Here is a 16,978-nt window from a genome sequence, read left to right on the forward strand (position 1 = left end):
CCTCATCCCAACCAGACATCAAGGAACAGCATCAGAACGAGCCCGACTGCGAGACCGAGCGTCGCCCTGTTCTGATGGCCGCTGCGATGGGTTTCGGGGATGATTTCGTGGCTAATGACGTAGAGCATTGCGCCCGCGGCAAAGGCCAGACCCCATGGAAGCAGCGGTTCCGACAGTGTGATGATGCCGGCCCCGAGCAAACCGCCAATCGGCTCGACCATGCCCGTCAGCGCCGCGATGCCCCAGGCGCGCAGCTTCGGATATCCCTCGCCCAGCAGAGATACAGCGACGGCCAATCCTTCGGGCGCATTCTGAAGCCCGATGCCGATGGCGAGCGGCAGACCGCCCTCCATACCTCCGGATCCGAAGCCGACCCCCACGGCAAGGCCTTCGGGGAAGTTGTGGATCGTGATCGCAATGATGAACAACCAGACCCGCCGCAAAGACGCCGCTTCGGGCCCTTCGCGTCCCGTCTTGAAGTGCTCGTGCGGCAGCTTTTCGTTCATCAGGGCGACAGCCCCCATGCCCAGAAGAATCGAAACGCATACGATGGCCGCAGGCATCGCGCCGTTTTCGAACATCGGCTCCGCCGCATCCAATGCCGGGATGATCAGCGAAAAGAAAGAAGCGGCGAGCATCACACCGGCAGCGAAGCCGAGCGACAGATCGCGTGTGGCCCGAGACGGGATGCGCCCGAACAGCACAGGAACTGCTCCGACTGCTGTGAGCGATCCGGCGGCGAGACTTCCGAGAAAGCCGAGCATTATCGGAGACAGATTTTCCATGGGCGGGCCAGATTATCCTTCGGCGTAGCTCGAAAAGACTTCCGTCGACCCGTCCTTGCGGATGAGGAAGACATCATAGGCCTCGCGGTCGTCTTCTGGCCCCATGCCGGGCGAGCCATAGGGCATCCCCGGAACGGCGAGGCCGACGGCGTCCGGGCGCTCCTCGAGAAGGCGGCGGATGTCAGCGGCCGGGACATGGCCTTCGATCACGTAGCCATCAATGAGCGCGGTGTGGCAGGAGACCATGCGCTGCGGCACGCCGTTGTCGAGCTTGAAGCGAACCAGCAACCCGCCGAACATGTCCTGGCCGGTCGGCGCAAAGCCATTCTCTTCGAGATGGTTCATCCACGAGAGGCAGCAGCCGCAACCGTTGGTCTTGCGGACGTCGATCGCCGTTGCCTCTGCGAGGGCCTGTGCCGCCGGGAACAGGGCGAGCGTGATGGCAAGAGCTTGGGTCATGCGTTTCATGGGTCAGAGCCTTTCGGTTGTCGTTTCGGCAATCTCGCTGCCGAGGTTTTCATTCAGAAGCGCGCGCGCCTCGGCCAGACGCGAGAGCGCGGCGGTATCATCCGCTTCGCTCTCGGCTGCTTCGGCGAGCCGGTCGTCAGCGAGGGGGTCAGTCGGGCGCCCATCCACGAGGACTTCGTAGTGCAGGTTCGGACCTGTCGCCGTGCCAGTCGCGCCGACGCGGCCGATCACGTCTCCCGCCGCAACGCGTTGGCCTTGTGCCAAGTCTTCCGGCACGGCGCTCAGATGCGCGTAGCGCGTCATGGTGTCGGAGCCGTGCAAGATTTCGACCACGCGACCATATCCGCCGCGCCAGCCGATGAAATTGACCCGCCCCGGTGCCGTCGCTTGAACCGGTGTCCCACGTGCCGCTGCAAAATCGACGCCGGTGTGCATCCGGACGTTGCCAAAGACCGGATGCGTGCGGCGCCCGAACACCGAGCTGAGGCGCGCACCCTCGACCGGCTGTGCGAAGACGCGCAGCACCTCGCCATCGACGTAGATCGTCGCCTGACCGCTGCCGTCGTCAGGCCATACGATCTCGTAGAGCGAACCGCCGATGTCCAGTGCGGCGAAGGCGAGTTCGGGCTGTCCGATCCTGTCCTCGCCGACCCGCGCCTCACGCCAGAGAAGCCTTAGTGTTTCGCCGCCGGCCATCTCGCGGCGGAAATCCACGGTCCCTCCCAGCATCTGCGCAAGGTCCACGGAAAAACGGGCGGGTATGCCGGCTTCGTCGAGTGCCGCGAAGATCGAGCTGTCGATCACGGCTTCGCCGGCAAGGGTTACGATCTCCGGATCCGGAGCCACGACCTGTGTGGACAACTGCTCGCCGAAAACCACCTCGATCCGAACCCCGTCCTCGACGGCGAGTGAGACGGTGCGGGGGCTGCCGTCCATGGTCGAAGCAACAGTGACCGAGTGCCCCGGCCGCAGCCGTCGCAGATCGTATTCCGCGCCAAGCGCAAGGGCAACTTCGGCTCTGTCAGGTGCCGCAAGACCAGCTTCAGACAGCAAGAAATCGAGCGTCTCGCCAGGTGCAATGTTGCGCGACCATGTCGACAGGGGTGGCTCGATCGCCTGCACGGGCCTGTCGGCAAACGCGACCTGCAGAAGGGGCAGGGGGCCGAGGTCGGGTGCATCTTCTGCCCATACCGTCACGGGCAGCGTCACGAGGATGTCAACGTTCTGGGGGGCTTCAGGACCTTGGGGCATCCAATTACCTGCCGAGGCAAGTTTCGGCGGCACGGGTTCTTTCGAGAAAACACCGGAGATGACGATAGCTGCCCCGGAAACCGTCCCCGCAATTGCGACACAAGCCGCCAAAGTTCTGAGCCTCATGTCGCCCCCTCCATTTCTTCTTCCAGCGCGCGGCGAATTTTCGGCACCGCGAATTCTCTGGGTTCGTGATAGTCGATCATGGTGACGAACCGCCCAGAGGCTGCGAACAGGAAGACGCTCGCGCTGTGGTTCATCGTGTAATCGCCGCTCTCCGTCGGCACCCTTTCGTAGGTGGCGTGGAAGCCGTCCGCGACGCGCGCGATCTGCTCTTCCGGTCCCGTCCAGCCACGTATCCCAGGATGGAAGTAGCCGACATATTCGGCCATCGTTTCGACAGTGTCGCGCTCGGGATCGACCGTGATGAAAACCACGTTCATCTCGTCGGCCTCGTCTCCCAGATCGTCGAGCCATCCCGAAATGTCCGAGAGCGTGGTCGGGCAGACATCGGGACAGTAGGTGAAGCCGAAGAACGCCATCGTCGGGCGACCGATCAGGGTTTCTGGCCCGACCGCGTTGCCCTCATGATCCGTCAGACGGAAATCCATTTCGGTCAGGGCCACAGGCCGCTGCCCGACAGGTTCGGGTCCACCGGGTCCATCGACCTGCCACCAACCGACGAAGAGCATCAGGGCGACCGCCCCGACACCAGCCGCGCCGTACCCCAGGATCGCCCGTCGCCGCATCAGTCCTCTGGCCCCCGCGCGGCGATGCCGAGGATCGGCACCTCGACCGTCACTTCGCCTCCGTCGTCGAAAAGCAGGGTCAGCGGAAAGGTGTCCCCTTCCGTCATCGGTTCTTGTAGCCGCATCAGCATTGCGTGCAGGCCCCCCGGTTCGAGCGCGACGCTCTCGCCCGGGGCGATCGCGATCTCCCCCGCCGGGCTCATGGAACTCACACCCTCGGCATTTGTCTTCGTCTCGTGAATTTCGGGCATCATCGCGAGCGGAGTTGTAAGGCCGATCAGCGTCACCGGCTCGTCGCCGGTGTTGCTTATCGTCATGTATGCGGCCCCGGGGCGGTTCATCCCGATAGAGGCGCGGGACCACGCGTTCTCGACGACAACATCCTCGGGTCCGGCCAGCGCGGGCACTGAGAGCCCTCCTAGGGTCAAAAGCGCAGTCAATGTGCCGGTCAAAATATGCTTTTTCATCGTTTTGATCCTGCCCTTTCCATTCATTTTTGCGCGGAAGTGACTTCGGCAGCCACCAATCGCCGCAGTTCTGCCTCCCCGAACGGATCGAGCGGCTTGCCGTTCACGAAGAATGTGGGCGTCTGGCGAATTCCCACGGTCTCTACATCGGCACGATCCTGATTCAGGATCGCCACTACACCCGGTGCCAGCATTTGCGTGCGCGCGGCCTCGGCATCGAGCCCGGCCGTGGCGGCGACCTGTAGGATTAGGCCGGGCGCCGGGGCACCGTGCGACGCCCATCTCGGCTGTTCCCGCAGAACGGCCTCGAGCACCGGCACGTAAACGTCCTGCATGCGCGCCGCCTCGAGCACGCGGATGGCTTCCTCGGATGCCGCGCCGTGGAAGGGCGTGTAGCGGATCACGACGCGGACAGCTTCCCCATGCTCGGCCATGATGTCCTTCACGATGGGATGAAAGGCGCGACAGGCCTCGCAGGCCGGATCGAAGAATTCGACGATCGTGACGGGCGCATCCGCAGGCCCGAGGATGGGCGAGTAGGGGCGGATCATCGCCTCCGCAAGTTCCGGAGCAACGGGCTCCGCTTCGGCCACTGGGCCGGGGCGGTTTGCAAACCAGGTGGCTCCGCCGAAACCGGCGGCGCCGAGGGCAAGAACGGACAGGATCAGGCCGCGTCGATTCATGTTCGTGTGTCCTTTAATGAAAGGGCCGACAGCGCCCCGATCAGCGCGAAGGCGGCGAGCGCCATCAGCGGGATCGGGATGCCGAAGACCAGTTGGTTGTCATCGGTGCAAGAGGGGCCGGTGGCCGTGCAGGGCTGGACGCGTTCGGGAACAAGACCGACGTACAGCCCCATGTGCCAGAGGGCGATTGCGCCGCCGCCAAGCGCCAATGCGATGCCGTAGCGCCCCACGCGGCCGTCCCGCCACCAAAGGCCGAGCCCGAGGACAATGGCCAAGGGGAACATGAAGGCGCGCTGGAACCAGCACAGCACACAGGGCGTCTGCCCCAGCACCTCGCCGATGAAAAGCACGGCAAGCGAGGCGACGAGCGCGATGATCCACGCCAGCCCGAGGGCTGTTTCTCCGGACATACGGTTCATGTCGGTCAGATCCTCTCTTCCAGATTGGCGAGGATCTCTTCGGCGGAGGTGCCGTAGGGCCACGAGTCGGCGAAGCCCGCGTCGGGATCGAAGAGGAACAGATGCGACGTGTGGCCCATCGTGTAACCATCCGGCGCCGCAGCCTCTTCGACGCGTTCGAAGAAGATCGGAAAGGTCTCGGATGTGGCGGCGATCTGTTCCGGCGTGCCGGTCAGCCCGATGATGCCCGCATCGAACAGCGGGACGTATTCGGCGAGTGCTGCGGGCGTGTCTCGTTCAGGGTCGATTGTTATGAAAATCGGCTGGACCTTGGCGGCATCGTCGCCCAGACCGTCCATCACCGCCGCGACCTCGGATAGGGTCGTCGGGCAGACGTCGGGGCAGTTGGTAAAGCCGAAAAAAACCAGCATCCAGCGCCCCGCAAAGTCCTCCTCGGTTCGAACCATACCCTGGTGGTCCGTCAGTTCGAACTCAGCGAAAAAAGGCGGTTCGGCGTCGGTTCGGGCGCTATCGGCACGATAATCGGACCATAGCAAAAGCCATACGAAGGCAAGCGCTGCCACGCCTGCCAAAACCCAAAGAAACTTCTGTGCCGATGTAAGGGACAATCCTGTTCGCCTGATTTTGATTCTTATTGCCTGTGCGGATACATCCTCTAGCTGCTAGAGGTTCAAGCACGAAATCATGGTATAGCTTGAACTCACGCGTCTGTGAATCCGACACTTGTTTATTCCGACGTCAAAACCTACACAAACTGTATCTTTTTCATGGAGGCGAAAATGCTCACGATCGGTACTCTGTCAAAGAAGACTGGCACAAAAGTGCAGACCATCCGGTACTACGAACAGATCAGACTCATGCCCGAACCTGGCAGGACCGAAGGCGGACAGAGGCGCTACGACAATGCACAGCTCGACCGACTGTCCTTCATCCGCCATTCGCGGCAACTCGGTTTTTCGCTCGATGCGATCCGCGAGCTGCTCGACCTCAGCGACCATCCCAACCGCCCCTGCGACGAGGCAGATGCCATCGCGCGTCGCCAGCTCAAACAGGTGGAGCAGCGCATGGCCCGCCTGAAGGCGCTGCGCACGGAACTGAAACGCATGGTTCACGAATGCAGCGGCGGGCGGACGGGAGATTGCAAGGTGCTTGAGGTGTTGCGGGACCATTCGGAATGCTTGACCGAGCACGAGGAAATCGGGGCCTGAAGGAATTCAGCCAACATTCCGGCTGGAACGCAGATCAGCCGCAGAAGTTAATGTGTCCTACAACACAAGCTGGAACCACAAAATGGCCGCTAGACAAGATTCAATGGAGAGACGGACGCTTTGGATCGTTCTGGCGCTCAATATCGGTTTGGCCGTGGCCTTTTTCGCAACAGGCGCCTTCGGCGACTCAAGTGCCCTGATCGCCAACGGGCTCGATAACCTCTCCGACAGCTTCGTCTACGCGATCAGCCTTTTCGCTTTGTCCCGATCCGACAAATGGAAACGCGGGGCGGCGAACGTTTCCGGTGGGCTGCTGATCCTGTTCGCTGCAGGCATCCTCTACGATGCGTGGCGCCGCTACATCGGCGGGTCAGATCCGCTTGGGACGATCATGATCGCCATGGCCCTGATTGCGGCGGCCATCAACGCAGTCTGCGTCTGGCTGCTCGCTAAGCTCAAAGATCCGGACGTCAACATCCGCGCGGCCAACACCTTCAGTTACAACGATTTCGCCGCGAACCTCGGGATCGTCGTGGCCGGCGGCCTCGTCGCCTGGCTGGGAACCAACTGGCCGGACCTCGTCGTCGGCGTGATTGTCGCCGGGATCGCGGCCTGGGGAGGTATCGACATTCTGCGCGACGCACACGGCGAACACCACAAAGCAGTTCATACGGGCAAATAGTTGCGGGAGATTCTTTCTGAAAGAAGGGGTTGAAGCTACAGTGACTATAGCAATTAGTCTTGTTCCAAGACGATTCGAGGAGCGACCCGTTGCATATGACCGACCCCCTACTTGTACCCACCAAACTACTGGATTTTGATGCCGCGCCTCTTGCGCATCTAATTGAGAACCGTAGCTGGCGCGGCTTATCCGAATACGATCGGATCGGAGCTGCCTATGATTTCGTTCGGAATGAAATCGCGTTCGGATACAATCGAGCTGACGACATCCCCGCATCCGAAGTGCTTTCCGACGGCTACGGGCAGTGCAATACCAAAGGCACGCTCTTGATGGCGCTGCTGCGTGGTGTTGGCATTCGTTGCCGGTTGCATGGGTTTACGATCCACAAAGGCTTGCAGCGCGGTGTTGTCCCTGAGCTGGTGTATCCGCTTGCTCCGCAGGAAATTCTCCACTCATGGGTCGAGATCGAATTTCAAGGTGCCTGGATCAACCTTGAAGGCTTCATCCTGGATGACGCTTTCCTCGATGTCCTGCAAACGTCATTCTCGGACACAGAAAGTCTCTGCGGTTATGGCGCGGGCACGGATTGCCTTGGCGCGCCTCCCGTCGCCTGGAACGGAGAAGATACCTACATTCAGAAAACCGGCATCGTGCAGGATTTCGGCGTGTACGATACGCCGGACGCCTTCTATTTGTCCCATGAGCAATCCTTTGGGTGGCTGCGTGGTGCCCTTTACCGTCATATCATCCGCCACTGGATGAATGCGCGCGTACGTGGTTTCCGCAGCGGCCGCCTCAAGACTGACCGACGCGCGACACACGCGCATGAGGAGCCTGCCAATGCCGCATGATCATGGGCACGCGCATATCGAACCGGATTCTGGCGATCGGCGGGTTGCCATCGCGATCTGGGCGAACGGGCTTCTTACCGTTGCGCAGATCGTCGGGGGCATATTCTCGGGTAGTTTGGCACTGATCGCCGATGCGCTGCACAACTTTTCCGATATGGCCTCGCTTGTCATTGCCTTTGCCGCACGCAAGATCGCGCGCCGCCCGGCAGATGAGCGCATGACCTTCGGCTATGGCCGGGTCGAAATCGTCGCGGCCCTGATCAACTACACCACCCTCATCGTGATCGGCTTCTATCTGATCTACGAAGGTGGCATGCGCATGATTGATCCACCCGAAGTCATGGGGTGGACCGTCGTCATTCTCGGTGGAATCGCGCTTGTGGTCGACACGCTGACCGCAATGCTGACCTATTCGATGCAGAAGGGGAGCGTGAACATCCGTGCGCTTTTTCTCCACAACCTTTCGGATGCGTTGGCTTCAGTGGCCGTCATAGTCGGCGGGACGCTCATTATACTTTTTGATATGCGTTGGGTTGATCCGGCCATCACCATCGGCATCGCGCTCTACATCCTGTATCTGTCCTTCACCGAAATAGGGGGCCCAATTCGAACCCTGATGCTTGGAAGCCCGCCGGATGTGGATGGAAACGACGTGGTCAGAGCGATCCAGTGTGTCGATGGCGTTGTGGACGTGCATCATGTCCACCTGTGGCAAATGCAGGAGCACGCTGCGGCATTGGACTGCCATATTGTCGTCGAACGCGACCGGATGAGTGAGGCCGACAAAATTAAAGAAAACGTCAAATCAGTGCTGCATGAACGTTTTTCAATTGAGCATTCCACGCTTGAGTTTGAAGCGAGCGACAATGCGCATAAAGAGGCACAGGTGTTCGGACACCGCTCATGACGGTGGTTCAAAGCATCTAATGGTCATTGGCCTCCTGTCCGGTCTGGTATTGATTAGCGCGCTTCTTTGCCCAATCTTCCACCCATCTAGGCACATTTGGTCTCCGAACAGCGAAAGATCAGTCATTCCAAACTTCACATGGCGACTCACATTGGCCGTGTTTGGAGCGATGATCGCTTCGGGCAACAGGCGCGCACCCGTCAACCGCAACCTCGCTTGGATGGAAGCCAGAGCCCCACTTCGCGAAATATCCGGGCAAAGAATAATTCGGATGTGGTGCGACGCAATCCATGGTGATCGGAAGGCGTCTGAATATGGTCTGGTTTCACACGGCGCGACTACGTCAAAAAGTTCATATTATTCAGCCTAGCGTCAGCACCATGTTGTCGGACAAGGCCAGGGGTGGAATGTGTAGGTTCTCCGGCGCAGGCCCTTTGCGAATACGACCCGCGGTATCGTAATGCGACCCGTGGCACGGACAGAACCAGCCCCCGAAATCGCCCGCGCCATCGCCAAGCGGGACACATCCCAAATGCGTGCAGACACCGATCATCACCAGATAGGCGTCATGGCCCGGAATGGCGCGGTTCTCATCCCGCGCTGCGGCCTCGCCGGGAAGATTGGGATTGCGCGCATCGGTGTCTGGCAACGCGGAGACCGCCTGTTCACGCGCTTGGGCCATCTCCGCTTGCGTCCGGTGGCGGATGAAGACGGGTTTTCCGCGCCAATTGACGGTCAGTTGCGTGCCTTCTGCGAGCCCGGAGATATCCACCGAGATTGTCGCCAGGGCGCGCACATCCGCCGAGGGGTTCATCTGGTTGATCAACGGCCAGAGCGCCGCACCGGAGGCGACCACGCCCGCGCCAGCAGTGGCATAATACAGGAAATCCCTGCGGTCAGTGTCGTCGGTCGCATCCACAGCATGGAGAGTGTGCAACCTTCCCGCCCCGGAACGTCAACGCGGGTTTTGTAATGTTTTGTCTGCAACCCGGGGCCTGGCGGAGGGAAACTGTGGCGGATCTTCAGCTCAATGGTGGGGTGTTGCGCCTTTTGCCATCATGAGGTGATGCTCCTGGTGATGCGCGCCGATGGTCATCAGCCCGAAGAACCCAAGGCCCTGTATCTGGTCGGAATCGCCATCGACGAGGAGGGCAACACCATCCCCGAGATCCTCTGTCGTGACCTCCCAACCCGTCTCGGCTGCAAGGAAAGGCGCATGGGCAGGCACCATGGCGCGAATGGCCTCGAGAACGCGCGGTGCTCCTCGGATCTCGAACCGGATACCGGCGGGCCGCACACTGCGGGTAACCTCGGCCTCCATCGTCACAAGCTCCATGTCCACGAGATGTCGCCTGAGAGCCGCGATATCGACATTTGCCCAATCGGTGTCCGGATCGGCGCGCAAAAGCGCCGCGATCTCGGCCATGGCGGCAAAGGCCGATTGCCCGGCTTCCTGCGGACCCGGCATCGCATGCCCGATTGCGGAATGGCTGTGCTGGGCCGCGACGGGTCCAGACAATGACAGGGCAAGCAGGAGAGCAACAAGGCGCATGGCGGGATCCATTTGAACGGCACGATACCCGTTTTTCCAAGCACGCAGGCCTGCTCTGGAATATGATTTCAATCATATGCTGCCAGAACCCTACGACCTTCTCCCGACAACTGCGCGTCAGTCGCAAACAATTGCGGCTGGCGACGTGCTCTTTCGACAGGGTGCACGGACCCGGGGCCTCTATGTGCTGAAGACCGGGCGTGTGCATCTCGAACGGGTTGGTCCGAATGGCGAGCGCCTTACCATTCATCGGGCGACATCCGGGACCAGCTTTGCCGAAGCCTCGGTCTTTTCGGAGCGCTATCATTGCGATGCCATCGTGATGGATGCAGGTGAGTTGGTCCGGATCGACAAATCCGCGGTTCTCGCCGGCTTCGCGAACCCGGACTTTGCGCGGGCCTATGGACGCCAGGCGGCCCAACAGGTTCAGGCGCAGCGGCAGATCATGGAAATTGTCGGCATCCGACGCGCCGAGGATCGGGTGATGGCGGGGATCGTTGCGGGTCTTCTGGATGGCACCGTCATCGACTTTGCCGCGCGCCTCCAGCTGACGCATGAGGCGACCTACCGTGCGCTGCGGGCGCTTGTCGAAGCGGGCCGGGTCAACAACCCGTCCCGCGGAACCTACCGATTGGCCTAGCTGTGACTGGCAAAGACCGATGTCGCGCCATCGGGCCCGACAAGCAGCGTATCAAACGTATCGCCGGCACCGGGACCGCCCATGCCGGGGGAACTCATCGGCATACCCGGCACGCTCAGCCCGCGCGCCGCCGGTTGCTCTGCAAGAAGCCGGGCGATGTCTTCTGCCGGCACATGGCCCTCAATGAAATAATCGCCCACCACAGCGGTGTGGCACCCGGCCAGTTCCGGCGCGATCTGGAGCCTGTCTTTCAGCGCATAGAGGGCGTCCTGCTCGACATCCTGGGCCTCGACCTGAAACCCGGCTTGCCGGACATGATCAACCCAGGCCGTGCAGCATCCGCAGGTCGGGGTTTTGGCAACCTTTATGATGGGTTCGGCATCGGCCATGGCCGGAAGCGCGATTGTGGCGGCAGCGCCGGTCAGCAGAAAGCTACGTCGTTTCATGTGTGGTTTCCTTTTGAATTGCGTCGAGATTAGCATCAGGAGCGGCACTGTCGAGGTGATCGCGGTGCGCGGGTGGTGCATGAAGCTCTGCCTGCGGCCCCATCGATTGAGTGACGTCCAAATCTTCCGCGTGGCGCTCGTCGAGGCAATCCGTTTCAAGCTGCAGGGTCACCATGTGAAACCCGTGATGCTTGGTGAGTTGCGCATATGCGGTCTCAAGGATGCGTGACGCATCGGCAGGCTTGGCATGGCGGAGATGGGCCGAGAAGGCATGCTTGCCGCTGGTCAGCGTCCAGGCGTGGACATGGTGAACATCGAGAACGCCGTCCTGCGCGCGCAGATCAGCGGTCACGGCCGAGAGATCAGTATCCGCCGGGGTCCCTTCCAACAGAATATGCACCGCCTCGCGGATAACTCCGATCGAGGCCCAGAGGAGCACGACCCCGAAGGCCATACCAAGGATTGGGTCGATCGCCAGAAAGCCGGTGAACTCGATGACTAGCGCGGTCACGATGATCAACAGGCTGCCGACGAAGGTCTGGATGATGTGCCAGAGTGCCCCGCGGGCATTCAGATCATCCTGGCTGGATTTCCACATCAGGCCGAGCGAGATCACCTCAGTGACCAAGCCACCGAAGGCCACCCAGAGCATCGGTCCCGTGGGCAGATGGATTGGATTTCCGAGCCGCATCGCCCCCATCCAGATCACCAGAAGCGCCATGCCGAGAAGAAAGCCGCCATTCACGAGCGCGCCAATGATCTCGGCGCGATACCACCCGTAACTGCGCGCCATATCCGCCGGGCGGCGCGCGATCCGCTGCGCGATGATGGCGACGAGCACGCCGCCCACGGCGGACAAGGTGTGAAACGCATCTGACAGCACCGCGATCGAGCCGGTCCAGAGCCCGACGGCCAGTTCGATCACGAAGTAGATGCCGGTTAGCCAGGCAGATATGACCAGAGCTTTTCCCGACGACGGCATATGTCCCGCATGTGAATGAGTGGCCATGTCAGATCTCCTTCTTCGGCGTGCGGCGGTCGCGCCAGACCGCAAAGAGGACGGAAAGGGCGGTAAATGCGCCAAGCGCCAGCGCCGTCCAGGTGGCGGTTTGCACGTCTCCATTCATGGCTTCACTGCCGAGATGGGCGAGCAAGAAGCTGGCCGGAATGATCCCCGCGAGTGTCGCCAGGGCAAACCGCCAAAGGTGCAGGGCACTCAACCCCGCCGCGTAGCTGACCATGTCGAAGGACAGGAACGGCAGCAGCCGGCTTCCGAACACCAGAAACGTCAGTGTATTCTGTGACCCCAGAAGTCCACGTCCGATCGTCTCGCCGACATGGCGTTCCACGAAAGGGCGCCCCAGCCCGCGCGCGAGCAGAAACGCGGCAAGCGCTCCGATCTCTGCGCCGAGCACGACGAGCAGTGTTCCGTAGGTGTGACCATAGGCGGCCCCGGCAGCCAGCGCGATCGGCGCCGAGGGCAGGGGACTGGCCACGATCGCCAGCGTCATCAGCGCCACGACCAGAACCGGACCAAGAAGACCAGCCGCCTCGATCCAAAGGCGCAGGTCGTCGCGCTCCGGCAGATCGGCATTGAGCCCCGCAAGGTCCGGACGCGCAAGCACGAGAAGCAAAAGCCCCAGAAGGACAAGAACAACGACACGCACCATGGCCTACCTCGTATAGAGCAGCACAAGAAAGGCTGCCCAATGCCAAAGGAGACCCGCTACGGCCGCCGCCCCAAAGACGAGAGCAACCGCCAGCTCAGACCAGAACACGGAGCGACGGCCATCGGCGGCACCGAACCCGATATAGGCCCCGCCGATCAGGGCCAGTGTGACCGCTGCCAAGGCAAGCGAGCCTGCCTGTTCCAGGAGAAGGTGGGCGGGCATTGTGACCACAAAAAGCGCAAATCCGATCCAAGCGGGCGCCGCCATGGTCCGGTGCACTGATTGGGCGGGATGTTGCCCCGATATGTCTGGTCTTGCGCCTGTCATGCCGCGTCAGATGGGGCTTCCAGCAGCTGGAGGGTCAAGACATGTCAGGTCTATTGATACATATTGCGACAAACGAGGTGCGGGTCTTTCCCGAAAGAACAATCTATTCTGGGTGTTATGGAACTCAATCTATTGAACAGTGGGCCGATCGGCCAGACGTGCCGATGTGTGGGACCCGATCGCTGATGGCGGCATCGGCGCATATTCTGGTCGTCGATGATCATGCCGAGATCCGGCACTCCGTGACGCGCTACCTGGAGAAAAACGGGCTGCGCGCGACGGGAGCCAAAAGTGCGGGCGAGATGGATGCGCGATTGAGCGAGGACAGATTCGATCTGATCGTGCTCGATATCATGATGCCGGGAGAGGACGGGCTCGCGGCCTGTGCACGGTTGCGTCGGGAGCAGCAGCATACCCCGATTCTCATGCTGACGGCGCTCGGCGACGATGACGCTCGGATCAAGGGGCTCGACACCGGCGCAGATGACTACTTGGCCAAGCCCTTCAATCCGCGCGAGCTTCTGGCACGAATCAATGCGATCCTGCGCCGTGCGGGAGACGGATATGCACCCCATGGCGGAACATTTGCGGGCAAGCGGGCCGTATTTGCCGGGATCACATTCGATCACGACGCCAGCCATGTCATTTGCCCCGATGGCACGGTCAATGCACTGACCACGGCGGAAGCAAAGTTGCTGACGGTGTTATTGGAGCGTCCCCGGGCCGTGATCGGCCGGGATGAGCTTCTGGAATTGAGCGCCGGCCGTGTCGCCGGACCATTTGACCGGACGATCGACAATCAGGTTTCGCGCCTGCGCCGGAAAATCGAACCCGATGTGCTTCGCCCTCGGATCATATCGACGGTGCGCAATGGCGGATATTGCCTGAACTGTGATGTGGAGGTCGAGGCCTGATGCGAATGGGGTTCCGCTCACAGATCGCCCTTTTGGTGGTGGTGGTCCTGTTCGTGGCTCAGGTCGTAGGTTTGTGGCTTTTCGTCGATGAACGGTCGCTTGCGGTGCAAGCGGCCATCGGCAGCGAGGCAGCCGGACGCGCAGCCAACGTCGCCCGTCTGATCGAGGAAGCACCGCCGACGTTGCATGAGGATATCGTGGCCGCGGCAAACTCGCCCCTTGTGCGCTTCGAACTCGGCGACACGCCTGCTGTGACGCACTCCCATCATGATGAGAACGGAGCGGTTGAGGCGCGCGTGCGGGCGCTTTTGAACGATGGCTACACCCGCGATATTCGGGTCGAAGTGCATGAGATTGAACAGGGGCTGTTGCCGCTGCCGAACCTCTCTCCGGAAATGGCGGAAATGCACGCCGAGATGATGCAGGGCACGCTGGCGGCCCTCGAAATGGAGGTCTCGATCGCCATTGCCGGAGGCCAATGGCTGAACGTCGCCACCCGCTTCGAGCGGCCGCCCATACAGTGGTCTTGGGCCTCCACCCTCTCTTTCGTGTTGACGGCCGCCGTGTTGCTGCTTGCGATCTTCTGGTTTCTGCTGACGCGCCTGACGCGGCCACTGAATGATCTCGCCGCGGCAGCCGAGGAGTTCGGGCGCGGTGGCGGGCAAGGACCCCTCACGCCGGTCGGCCCAAATGAAGTGCGGAACCTGACGACGGCCTTCAATGACATGCAAACGCGCCTGGCTCGCTTCGTCACGGACAGGACGCAAATGCTGGCCGCCCTGGCCCATGACTTGAGATCGCCACTCACCGCGCTCAGGGTTCATGCCGAGATGGTAGAGGATGCGGAGACCAAGACCGGCATCACGGCCTCTCTCGACGAGATGCAGGATATGGTGGAAGCCACGCTGGCCTATGCGCGCGGTGTGGGACAGGACGAGGCCCTGCAACGGACCGAGATTGGCGCGTTCCTGACCGACATTCGGGACGCAACCCACGGTGCGTTGGACGTGCGCCCGGGACCCGAGGCAATTGTGCAGATCAAGCCGAAGGCACTGCGTCGTGCTTTGCGCAATCTCATCGACAATGCGGGGCGCTACGGGCGCAACCCGACCCTAACCTGGGGCGTCTCTGACGAGAGCATCGAGATTTTGGTCGAGGACGATGGGCCGGGGATCCCCGATGACCGGTTGCGCGATGTCTTCCAGCCCTTCCTGCGCCTTGAGGGATCGCGCTCCCGCGAAACCGGAGGCCATGGGCTGGGCCTTTCAATCGCCCGCAGCATCGTTTTGCAACACGGCGGCGCGATCACCCTGTCGAACCGCGCGGAGGGGGGGCTCTGTGCCCGGATTGTTTTGCCCGTGACTGCGGATCAAGCCGCGATGACTTCCCCGTCAGAGCATCCCGAAGCGCGCGCCGAAACCGGATTTTCGGCTCGGACCAAAAAAGTGTAGCGCCGCCATCCAACCGGCGGGTTGATACATAACCTTACAAAATTCCGGCCCTTCCTGCGTTTCGCCGCTTGCTGATCTCCGATAGAAAACAAAGCGTTCGACATGGAAACGAGGCAGAGCCATGCAGGCAAGAAATCGACTTTCTCTCACCCGGCGCAGCTTTGCGCGCGGACTTGGTGCCATGGTGCTCTTCGCGCCTTCAATTGTCAGGGCCCAGACGATAGACCCGGTTCGGCGCAATGTATCGTCGTTCCGAACGCACGCTTGGCAGGACCATTTCGACGCGCTCGGTGTCGGCTTGATAATCTCTGACACCAACTCGAAAGTATTGCAGCATTGGACGACCGATGGGGAAATGCGTCTCTACCCGACGTCTGTCCCCTTGTCCGAGGACTTGACACGGCTTGGTTACACGGAGGTTGTGGAAAAGCGAGAAAACCCAAGTTGGGCCCCGACGCCCTCCATGCGCGAGCGCAATCCTGAATGGCCCGCAAGGATCCCGGGGGGCGACCCTGCTAATCCGCTCGGGACTCGGGCGCTGTACTTGTCTTGGCAGTATTACCGTATTCACGGCACCCAGGACACGCGAAAGATCGGGCGAAGATCGTCCAACGGCTGCATCGGTCTTTACAATGAACACATTGAAGAGGTGTTTGAACGCGCACCCGTTGGGACCCAGGTCAAATTGATCTGATGGGGCGTTACACGATCTTATCCGTCGCCCTTGCGGTGGTTCTTGGCATTGGCTTCTGGTGGACAGGACCAACTGACGATGACGTGGCAACGACCACGGACGACGCGTCTCGCGCCAACGGACCCATGGTCGATGTCGCCTTGCCGGAAGCGCTGTCGGCCAACGCGGAGGTCGGCAAACTGGCCTACGATGCGAAATGTGCAGCCTGTCACGGCGCAAATGCGGCCGGGCAGGACGGTGTGGCGCCCCCTCTTGTGCATAAGATTTACGAACCCAGCCACCATGGGGATGCCGCCTTCCTTCTGGCGGCCAAGAATGGTGTCCGTGCGCATCATTGGCGCTTTGGGAACATGCCGCCGGTCGAAGGTGTCACCGATGGCGATGTGAAAATGATCGTGGCCTATGTGCGTGAGTTGCAACGCGCGAATGGTATAAACTGACTGAAGAAACCGACGAAGGACGATCCGTGATATACAGAGTCGCACTGACAATTTTTTTGGCGCTGACCAGCGCGCAAGCCCTCGCCCATTCTGAAAAGGAAAGCATGACGCCTGCAGACGGAGCCATTCTTGACGCCGTACCGGAGACGATTGGATTGCGCTTCAACGATGGAATGCGATTGACGAAAGTCGAAATGACCCATGCTGAGACGCACACCGAGGCTCTGGACCTCGGCACCCAATCCGGTTTTGTCAAAGAATTCTCGCTTCCTCTCACGCCCATGGGGCCCGGGATGTATCACATCGAATGGCGCGGGCTTGGTGTTGATGGGCACCCGATGAACGGTGTCTTCTCGTTTGAAGTGAAGTGAGCG

23 protein-coding genes are annotated in these 16,978 nt (G+C 61.2%); 10 read left to right on the forward strand and 13 right to left on the reverse strand.

The genetic code is table 11. From position 1 onward, the window contains the following. Nucleotides 1-2: 2 nt before the first annotated feature. From ACP15K_RS17210 to ACP15K_RS17245, 8 genes are read right to left on the reverse strand one after another with little or no spacing between them, the layout of a single operon-like run. Nucleotides 3-785 carry a ZIP family metal transporter gene (locus ACP15K_RS17210; RefSeq protein ID WP_038008344.1) on the reverse strand — a complete coding sequence of 261 codons (783 nt, stop codon included), beginning with the start codon at nt 783-785 and terminating at the stop codon, nt 3-5. A gap of 12 nt (nt 786-797) precedes the next feature. Continuing rightward, the gene (locus tag ACP15K_RS17215) at nt 798-1,253 is read right to left on the reverse strand and encodes a DUF411 domain-containing protein (protein WP_038008346.1); all 456 of its coding nucleotides are present in this window, start codon (nt 1,251-1,253) and stop codon (nt 798-800) included. 3 nt (nt 1,254-1,256) lie between these two features. Continuing rightward, on the reverse strand, nt 1,257-2,630 hold the full coding sequence (locus ACP15K_RS17220; protein WP_038008349.1) for a M23 family metallopeptidase: 1,374 nt from the start codon (nt 2,628-2,630) through the stop codon (nt 1,257-1,259). Next, nucleotides 2,627-3,253, reverse strand: a complete 627-nt coding sequence (locus ACP15K_RS17225) for an SCO family protein (RefSeq protein WP_038008350.1) — start codon at nt 3,251-3,253, stop codon at nt 2,627-2,629. The genes ACP15K_RS17220 and ACP15K_RS17225 overlap by 4 nt, the downstream gene beginning before the upstream one ends. Continuing rightward, nucleotides 3,253-3,720 (reverse strand): copper chaperone PCu(A)C, encoded by a 468-nt coding sequence (locus ACP15K_RS17230; protein WP_038008351.1) that lies wholly within the window; start codon nt 3,718-3,720, stop codon nt 3,253-3,255. Before ACP15K_RS17230 ends, ACP15K_RS17225 begins: the two co-directional genes overlap by 1 nt. Before the next feature lie 23 nt (nt 3,721-3,743). After that, nucleotides 3,744-4,403 carry a DsbA family protein gene (locus ACP15K_RS17235; protein ID WP_038008353.1) on the reverse strand — a complete coding sequence of 220 codons (660 nt, stop codon included), beginning with the start codon at nt 4,401-4,403 and terminating at the stop codon, nt 3,744-3,746. Beyond that, on the reverse strand, nt 4,400-4,822 hold the full coding sequence (locus tag ACP15K_RS17240; protein WP_009573598.1) for a disulfide bond formation protein B: 423 nt from the start codon (nt 4,820-4,822) through the stop codon (nt 4,400-4,402). The genes ACP15K_RS17235 and ACP15K_RS17240 overlap by 4 nt, the downstream gene beginning before the upstream one ends. Nucleotides 4,823-4,827: 5 nt before the next feature. Further along, nucleotides 4,828-5,394: an SCO family protein gene (locus ACP15K_RS17245; protein ID WP_038008468.1), complete on the reverse strand. Its 567-nt coding sequence runs from the start codon at nt 5,392-5,394 to the stop codon at nt 4,828-4,830. A gap of 207 nt (nt 5,395-5,601) precedes the next feature. On the opposite strand from ACP15K_RS17245, the gene ACP15K_RS17250 reads away from it, so the two are divergent. From ACP15K_RS17250 to ACP15K_RS17265, 4 genes are all read left to right on the forward strand, one after another. After that, nucleotides 5,602-6,030 (forward strand): MerR family transcriptional regulator, encoded by a 429-nt coding sequence (locus ACP15K_RS17250; RefSeq protein ID WP_424991138.1) that lies wholly within the window; start codon nt 5,602-5,604, stop codon nt 6,028-6,030. A 103-nt stretch (nt 6,031-6,133) separates the two neighbouring features. Beyond that, a complete protein-coding gene (locus ACP15K_RS17255; protein ID WP_037941752.1) occupies nt 6,134-6,712 on the forward strand; it encodes a cation transporter in 579 nt (192 codons plus the stop codon). A gap of 95 nt (nt 6,713-6,807) precedes the next feature. Next, nucleotides 6,808-7,563 (forward strand): transglutaminase-like domain-containing protein, encoded by a 756-nt coding sequence (locus tag ACP15K_RS17260; RefSeq protein ID WP_424991100.1) that lies wholly within the window; start codon nt 6,808-6,810, stop codon nt 7,561-7,563. Next, nucleotides 7,553-8,470, forward strand: a complete 918-nt coding sequence (locus ACP15K_RS17265) for a cation diffusion facilitator family transporter (protein ID WP_416616956.1) — start codon at nt 7,553-7,555, stop codon at nt 8,468-8,470. Before ACP15K_RS17260 ends, ACP15K_RS17265 begins: the two co-directional genes overlap by 11 nt. 361 nt (nt 8,471-8,831) lie before the next feature. Here the strand turns inward: ACP15K_RS17265 and petA are convergent, their stop codons facing one another. Both petA and ACP15K_RS17275 read right to left on the reverse strand, forming a co-directional pair. Beyond that, on the reverse strand, nt 8,832-9,407 hold the full coding sequence (petA, locus tag ACP15K_RS17270; RefSeq protein ID WP_424991101.1) for a ubiquinol-cytochrome c reductase iron-sulfur subunit: 576 nt from the start codon (nt 9,405-9,407) through the stop codon (nt 8,832-8,834). A gap of 90 nt (nt 9,408-9,497) precedes the next feature. Continuing rightward, nucleotides 9,498-10,022: a hypothetical protein gene (locus tag ACP15K_RS17275; RefSeq protein WP_424991102.1), complete on the reverse strand. Its 525-nt coding sequence runs from the start codon at nt 10,020-10,022 to the stop codon at nt 9,498-9,500. Between the two features lie 76 nt (nt 10,023-10,098). Here ACP15K_RS17275 and ACP15K_RS17280 point away from each other — a divergent pair, with 76 nt between their 5' ends. Beyond that, a complete protein-coding gene (locus ACP15K_RS17280; protein ID WP_424991103.1) occupies nt 10,099-10,662 on the forward strand; it encodes a Crp/Fnr family transcriptional regulator in 564 nt (187 codons plus the stop codon). On the opposite strand, the gene ACP15K_RS17285 is transcribed toward ACP15K_RS17280, so the two are convergent. The 3 genes from ACP15K_RS17285 to ACP15K_RS17295 are packed head-to-tail and all read right to left on the reverse strand — an operon-like array spanning nt 10,659 to nt 12,778. Then, entirely contained in the window at nt 10,659-11,108 is a 450-nt protein-coding gene (locus tag ACP15K_RS17285; RefSeq protein WP_424991104.1) for a DUF411 domain-containing protein, read from the reverse strand. The two genes, ACP15K_RS17280 and ACP15K_RS17285, sit on opposite strands and share 4 nt — an antisense overlap. Beyond that, nucleotides 11,095-12,117 (reverse strand): cation diffusion facilitator family transporter, encoded by a 1,023-nt coding sequence (locus ACP15K_RS17290; protein WP_424991105.1) that lies wholly within the window; start codon nt 12,115-12,117, stop codon nt 11,095-11,097. The genes ACP15K_RS17285 and ACP15K_RS17290 overlap by 14 nt, the downstream gene beginning before the upstream one ends. Nucleotide 12,118: 1 nt before the next feature. Beyond that, the gene (locus ACP15K_RS17295; RefSeq protein ID WP_424991106.1) at nt 12,119-12,778 is read right to left on the reverse strand and encodes a TVP38/TMEM64 family protein; all 660 of its coding nucleotides are present in this window, start codon (nt 12,776-12,778) and stop codon (nt 12,119-12,121) included. Nucleotides 12,779-13,290: 512 nt separating this feature from the next. Here ACP15K_RS17295 and ACP15K_RS17300 point away from each other — a divergent pair. From ACP15K_RS17300 to ACP15K_RS17320, 5 genes are all read left to right on the forward strand, one after another. Then, the gene (locus ACP15K_RS17300) at nt 13,291-14,019 is read left to right on the forward strand and encodes a response regulator (RefSeq protein WP_424991107.1); all 729 of its coding nucleotides are present in this window, start codon (nt 13,291-13,293) and stop codon (nt 14,017-14,019) included. Beyond that, entirely contained in the window at nt 14,019-15,470 is a 1,452-nt protein-coding gene (locus ACP15K_RS17305; protein WP_424991108.1) for an ATP-binding protein, read from the forward strand. Before ACP15K_RS17300 ends, ACP15K_RS17305 begins: the two co-directional genes overlap by 1 nt. Nucleotides 15,471-15,591: 121 nt before the next feature. Beyond that, nucleotides 15,592-16,164: a L,D-transpeptidase gene (locus tag ACP15K_RS17310; RefSeq protein ID WP_424991109.1), complete on the forward strand. Its 573-nt coding sequence runs from the start codon at nt 15,592-15,594 to the stop codon at nt 16,162-16,164. Between the two features lie 125 nt (nt 16,165-16,289). Beyond that, on the forward strand, nt 16,290-16,604 hold the full coding sequence (locus tag ACP15K_RS17315) for a c-type cytochrome (protein WP_259650590.1): 315 nt from the start codon (nt 16,290-16,292) through the stop codon (nt 16,602-16,604). 26 nt (nt 16,605-16,630) lie between these two features. Then, nucleotides 16,631-16,975 (forward strand): copper resistance CopC family protein, encoded by a 345-nt coding sequence (locus ACP15K_RS17320; RefSeq protein ID WP_093454949.1) that lies wholly within the window; start codon nt 16,631-16,633, stop codon nt 16,973-16,975. The last annotated feature ends 3 nt before the right edge of the window (nt 16,976-16,978 follow it).

It is taken from the genome of Fluviibacterium sp. S390 (assembly GCF_049800695.1).
Taxonomy (GTDB): Bacteria; Pseudomonadota; Alphaproteobacteria; order Rhodobacterales; family Rhodobacteraceae; genus Meridianimarinicoccus.